Origin of the sequence: Aquimarina hainanensis (assembly GCF_042684685.1) — a bacterium.
Classification (GTDB): domain Bacteria; phylum Bacteroidota; class Bacteroidia; order Flavobacteriales; family Flavobacteriaceae; genus Aquimarina; species Aquimarina hainanensis.
This window is the reverse complement of record NZ_JBHULX010000015.1, coordinates 1-4,490: the sequence shown is the minus strand read 5'-3', so window position 1 is coordinate 4,490 and position 4,490 is coordinate 1. Positions and strand designations below refer to the sequence as shown.

Here is a 4,490-nt window from a genome sequence, read left to right as displayed (position 1 = left end):
TCTCCCGATGTGTTAGCGTGTGCTTTGTATCCCGATGTGTTAGCGTGTGCTCCGTCTCCCGATGTGTTAGCGTGTGCTCCGTATCCCGATGTGTTAGCGTGTGCGAATCTACCCGATGTGTTAGCATGTGCTTTGTATCCCGATGTATTAGCGTGTGCTTTGTATCCCGATGTATTAGCATGTGCTCCGTATCCCGATGTGTTAGCGTGTGCTCCGTCTCCCGATGTGTTAGCTATATCAACTCCAGACACCGCTTTATCAATGCTATCTTTTACAATTTCAAAATGAGCTTTTATTAAATCTGTAAATTTAATTTTAGCTTTAATTTTTAACTTATTTGTAGTTACTTTATCCCCTTGCTTTTTGCTTTTGCCAACTGCAACCACTCTTGCATATATATCTGAAGGTCGATGACTGTAATAATTTAAAACATCTAGAGGCATGGGACAAAAGTGCATCCCTGACATACATGGCTCAGGCTCGCAATCTTCTTCAAAGAGAGTATTTTCTGAATACACTTTGTTTCGGCATTTCATTCCTTCTTCGAAAGCTTTATACCCCTTAATCCCAATGACTTCTAGAAAATTTAAAGGAAGTGAAATATTCTTCAAATTGACGAACTTTTTAAATAAAGGCGCTATCTCTTCATAAGAAAACCCTGCAATACCGCAACCCACTTCTGTAATTAAGAAATGTAAATCAGTATTCTTTTTTACAAAAACAAATAAATCATCCGCATATTCTTCTAATTCAGACAGTGTTATTTTGTTCATTTCTTTTGAAAGAGTAGGAAATGCATAGGATTGTCCTGCCAACCCAACAGCTTGACCGTTTATTGCTCCAAATTTATCTAATGCGAGTTTTGCTGCACCTCCAGCGTGATTACCATTAAGGTTAGAGCCAAATACAAATACTTCATTTGGTTGTAATTCAGTTATATTTTTTGGTGTAATCTCCATTATTATTTCTTTTTTAAAAGAAGGGCTTTGAGGTTATCGCCACCCTTCAACTCAACATGAAAAAACTAACTACTTATTTTTTTTAAAATGGCAAATCGTCATCTGCCGTATTGTTTAATGAAGCAGCTGCTTCATTTGCTACCGCTGCTTGTGAGGTTCCGAAATCTTCAATTCTCCATCCTTGGATTGAATTAAAATACTTGGTTTCTCCCTGAGGGTTTACCCACTCACGTCCTCGAAGATTGATTAACACTTTTACCCCGTCACCTATCTTGTAATTGTCTAACAAGTCGCATTTATCCTGGACGAATTCTACCATTATATGCTGTGGATATTGCTCGTCTGTTGTCACAACAACTTCACGCTTTCGGAAACCATTTGCTCCAAAGGTTTGTGTTGGGCCTATATGTTTTATTTTTCCTATTAATTCCATTATTTAGTAAATTGATTCATCTATATTATTTAGTACTCCTATTTTCTTTTTGTAATAAAAAGGGAATTCTACAGTCTTGATTCCGTGGCAGTTTTCTGGATCATATGACAAAAACAATCCTTTATCGAAAGCTCTTTTAATTTCTTCTAACTTGAACTTATATGCGTCCGTGAACAGTTTTATATCTGAGGTTTCAAACTCATACACTTCTGTATTATAAGGAGTCTGCTTACTACAAAATATCCAATAATAAGACGTATTTTCTCTGTTAATTAGTCCTGCATTATGCAGTCCATCTATCTGCATTACTGCTTGAATCGGATAATTGTGATCTGTTATACTTTTTATATGGCTATCTCTAGTAGTGTTCTTATCTGTCTTTAGATCGTTAATAATATCTCCTCTTTGTGAGTTGGATGGTTTCCAGAAGTCTGGTCTTGTTTTTAGTTTTAAACCTGTATCTGGACAAGTCCAAAAAACAGTTGTTTGATAATCACAATTTGAAGCCAATGTTGCTGCCGTCTTGTGCTGATAAAAGCTATTTTTCAGTATAGTTAATACATCTAAACTATCATTTCCATGAACAGGTATGATTAGTTTTTTTTCATTCGCTTTATAAAATTGCTCTTTCCATTCCTTGTTTTTGGCAGCCCTGAAAGTTTTGTCTGTTTCCGGTCGTTCTTTTTCATCATATATTGCAACCTTACTGTGAAACTCTTTTTCGTCTGTCAAGCTTAGCTCAAAGGCATTTCCAAAATCAAGATGTGTACGTCTTTCTTTTGGTTTGTTTAGGTATGAGTTAAAATGAGCCATAGACTTAAAAGCTTCTTTAATCGATGACGCTGAAAAATGAGTACTATTCCCGTGGTACACAGCTATAGGCATGTCATAATAAATACCATCTGGTATGTCATTTATATCAATTTTAAACCAATCCATTATGCTAGCTTGTCAAGAGAATTTGTTTCTTCTATTGTATATGTGGGCAGCTCTTCAATTTTAGCTAGTTTGTTACACGTATCGTACAAATCTTGTCCTTTAAGAAATCCCCCTTGGTTGTTTACCGGGTAATATTTATCGCCATATTTCTTTGTTGGTAACACAATGATTCCAACTGTATAGGCATCTCTGTTTATTCCCCATTTTACTCCTGCTCTTTTGAAACAATCAGAAGCCTCACCTTTGTCCTTCTCAGTCTTGCTAGGTACTCCTGCTCCGCTCTTCCATATCCACACTCCATTTGATAGTATCCCTATCTTGCAAAACATAGTGTTCTTTACGCTGTAGTATTCGTCTTGCCAATTACTTGCCCCTACTACACTATCAAGCTTTTCTTGAACATCTCTAGCATCCACATAAGGTACCATTCTAGCGTATGTTTCTCCTTGGTTTTGATATGTGCTTTGAACCCTCCACTTAAACGGTATTGTTTCTTGTAGTTTTAATAAGTTATATTCCATGTTGTTGGTTTTTAAATGTTGATTTTTAATTCCGGCATTTGAGAGGGCATTTACCCTTAACACACTTTTTTACGTCTGCCCTCTCTTTCTTTCTATTCATTGATTTGATAATTTCTTTGGGCTTCTTTTGCTTCTAAAAGAGTATTTTGTAAATAATTATATCCTGGTATTAGGATCATCTAGCCGTTTCGATTACTTACTATTCTACTATTTCAAAGAAGCCCCTTCCTTAATGGTTGAGAGAGGTACAGGATTCGAACCTGTAAGAGTCTCGTACTTTAATCCTATTCTCCACGACTCACTAGCTAGGAGTGCATAGCGCGTTTATCCTTTCGCCAACCTCTCATGTTTGTTTAATCAAGTTTCTTTTACTTCTATTCTCTTAAACTATTTTATGTATCAAAATAGACCATATCACTATTAGCACATATAATGCTAGTATAGCTAAGCATGCTAAACATGCAGCGCCTATTTTGGCTATTATTTCCCTGATATCCATAGTGCCTCTCTTCTTTTTAATTCATCATATAAGGAGCTTGTTAAGTAAGATCCATTTACCCCTGCTTTTCTTATTTTGCATTTTGGGTCTTTTTGGATTTGGTAGAACTTAGTCTTGCCACACCCCATTATTTTTAAAGCTTCATATAAAGAGGAATGTCCCTTTCGTTTGTTTTCTCTGTCTATTGCTGCTTTTTCAAAAAGCATATCTTTAAACAGGTCATGATCAACTATTACTACCTCCCTTCCGTCTATGTTGATTTTTGGTATTCCCATTAGATTCTGTCTCTATTTTTGATTTTCTGAATTTCGTTGTTCTGATGTTTTAACCACATAAAAAGCGCGGTTAAGAATACTGCCTGTGTTATGAATAGAATGTTTTCCATTTTTTGTTTTTAAATACAGTGACCATTGCAGATCACTATTATTATTCCTACTATTCCTGTTGCTAGAATTATTATCTCAGATAAGTGGATTGTTGGTTTTAGATTCATTTCTTTGTTGGTTTTAAGAGTTTAGTTTTCTTAGTAGTAAGAAATTACTACTGTGTGCGTTTCGTCTATCCGATCAAAAAACAATTGCTTTGACACGATTAGAATGTCGTCATCTTCAAAGCGCTTTACTTCTTCTTTAAGCGCTTTTTGGCATTTGTGTTTGCGTATCGCTGTCTTCATTTTGATTGTCTATGTAACCTCTTGTGAATATTATAAAGCGTACTTGGTGTTTTTTTGGAACACCTGCACCGTGGTGCCAATTGTGCTTTACTGTGGTAGCGCTAACTTTAAAGTTATCTGCTACGGCATTGTAGAAATCATTACGATTGTCTACTTGTGTTATTAGGTCTTTTATTTTTGTTCTCAGATTTGGTTTCATTACGCTATTATTCCTCCTGTTTTTATTTTAATATTGAACTGTTTCTCTGCCTTTTTTATGCATTCCTGCATAGCTTCTTCATGGTTTTTATCTTGTGTTGTGAATACAAGACATGTGTCTGCAAAAACATATCGATCAGATACTTTTATGTACATATTTATATGCACTGCCTGTCCTTTAGTTTCTTGTATTATTTTATACTCTACTTGTGTTGTTCCGTAATTTTCCATGTTGCTTATATTTGGTTGGCGTGTATTTGATCTTGGT

The 4,490-nt window shown here is 35.5% G+C and carries 7 protein-coding genes; all 7 read right to left on the bottom strand.

The window, feature by feature from the left end; all coding sequences use genetic code 11:
• The coding region (locus ACFSTE_RS09520; protein WP_378298113.1) for an A1S_2505 family phage non-structural protein at positions 1–959 on the bottom strand (959 nt) is incomplete at its 3' end.
• Between the two features lie 82 nt (positions 960–1,041).
• Positions 1,042–1,392, bottom strand: a complete 351-nt coding sequence (locus ACFSTE_RS09515; protein WP_378256040.1) for a DUF3127 domain-containing protein — start codon at positions 1,390–1,392, stop codon at positions 1,042–1,044.
• A 3-nt stretch (positions 1,393–1,395) separates the two neighbouring features.
• Positions 1,396–2,331 (bottom strand): PD-(D/E)XK nuclease-like domain-containing protein, encoded by a 936-nt coding sequence (locus ACFSTE_RS09510; RefSeq protein WP_378256042.1) that lies wholly within the window; start codon positions 2,329–2,331, stop codon positions 1,396–1,398.
• Positions 2,331–2,852: a hypothetical protein gene (locus ACFSTE_RS09505; protein WP_378256044.1), complete on the bottom strand. Its 522-nt coding sequence runs from the start codon at positions 2,850–2,852 to the stop codon at positions 2,331–2,333. The genes ACFSTE_RS09510 and ACFSTE_RS09505 overlap by 1 nt, the downstream gene beginning before the upstream one ends.
• Positions 2,853–3,332: 480 nt before the next feature.
• Positions 3,333–3,626 carry a hypothetical protein gene (locus ACFSTE_RS09500; protein ID WP_378256048.1) on the bottom strand — a complete coding sequence of 98 codons (294 nt, stop codon included), beginning with the start codon at positions 3,624–3,626 and terminating at the stop codon, positions 3,333–3,335.
• Between the two features lie 354 nt (positions 3,627–3,980).
• Positions 3,981–4,223, bottom strand: a complete 243-nt coding sequence (locus tag ACFSTE_RS09495) for a hypothetical protein (protein ID WP_378298111.1) — start codon at positions 4,221–4,223, stop codon at positions 3,981–3,983.
• On the bottom strand, positions 4,223–4,490 hold a 268-nt coding region (locus tag ACFSTE_RS09490), incomplete at its 5' end, for a hypothetical protein (RefSeq protein ID WP_378298109.1). The genes ACFSTE_RS09495 and ACFSTE_RS09490, both read right to left, overlap by 1 nt.